The sequence below is a fragment of the Micromonospora sp. NPDC049081 genome, from assembly GCF_040648835.1.
Taxonomy (GTDB): Bacteria; Actinomycetota; Actinomycetes; order Mycobacteriales; family Micromonosporaceae; genus Micromonospora; species Micromonospora antibiotica.
On sequence record NZ_JBEZEK010000071.1, the window covers coordinates 1 to 1,202 of the forward strand.

The 1,202-nt window shown below is 67.1% G+C and carries 1 protein-coding gene; it reads left to right on the forward strand.

The window, feature by feature from the left end; genetic code table 11:
• Nucleotides 1-99 precede the first annotated feature (99 nt).
• Nucleotides 100-1,191 carry an IS630 family transposase gene (locus AB0B63_RS32495; protein WP_357025895.1) on the forward strand — a complete coding sequence of 364 codons (1,092 nt, stop codon included), beginning with the start codon at nt 100-102 and terminating at the stop codon, nt 1,189-1,191.
• Nucleotides 1,192-1,202 lie beyond the last annotated feature (11 nt).

Sequence of the window (1,202 nt, forward strand, 5' to 3'; positions counted from 1 at the left end):
CTAGTGCCTCGTCTTTGAACGTTGGTCGGGTAATGCGTCGGTTCTGAGGATGGATCGGGCAGGCTGTCTCCCAGCACTCGTGGTGGGAGGTGGTGGCCGGTGGGCAGAAGGCCGGAAGTGTTCGTCCGGCAGGTGTCGATGGCTGAGGGCCAGCGGTTGCAGCGGATCACCAGGACGGCGAAGGACCCGGTGAAGCTGCGGCGGGCGATCGTGGTGCTGATGTCCGCCCAGGGGCAGCCGGCCCCGGACATCGCTCACCTGCTCACGAGCAGCGAGGATTACGTCCGCGACGTGATCCACGCGTTCAACGAGCGGGGGTTCGACGCCCTGGACCCAAAATGGAGCGGGGGCGCACCGAGACGGATCGATGAGCAGACCCGCGACTGGATCTGCGTCATCGCCCGGTGCGACCCCCGCTTCCTCGGCCAACCGTTCTCCTGCTGGTCGCTTGCCAAACTGCGCGATTACCTCATCGCCGCGGGTTACGTCACGACGATCAGCGTCGAGACCGTGCGTCGTGTCCTGCACGAACGCGGGGTGACGTGGCAGGCCACCAAGACGTGGAAGGCCAGCACCGACCCCGACTTCACCACGAAGATGCGCCAGGTCCTGGACCTCTACGACCACCCACCCGCCGACGGCAGGGTGCTCTGCGTCGACGAGTTCGGGCCGCTGAACCTGCAACCCCGCCCAGGACGGGCCTGGCGACCCGTCGCACACCCGGTGCGACTCCGTGCCACTTACACCCGCGACCAGGGCGTACGACACATGATCGCCGCCCTGGACCTGGCCACCGGCCGCCTGCACTACCGCATCCGCGACCGCAAACGGTGGCGCGAGTTCCTGACCTTCCTCAAGACTCTGCGCCGCCGCTGGCCCGACCAACGCCTGCACCTGATCCTGGACAACTTCTCCCCGCACAAGCACCCCGAGGTCCGCGCCTGGTGCGCCGCCAACCGCGTCGACCTGGTGTTCCTACCGACCTACGCGTCCTGGCTGAACTGGATCGAGGCCGAGTTCGCCGCCCTGCGCTACTTCGCCCTCAACGGCACCGACCACCGCAGCCACGCCGAGCAGGATGCCGCCCTCGGTGACTACATCCGCTGGCGCAACCAACGCGCCAAACCGAAAACGTCATTCGCCACCGGCTCCAAGATCCGCCACCCGGATTACCCGTTCAAGGCTGCGTGACGAGGCACTAG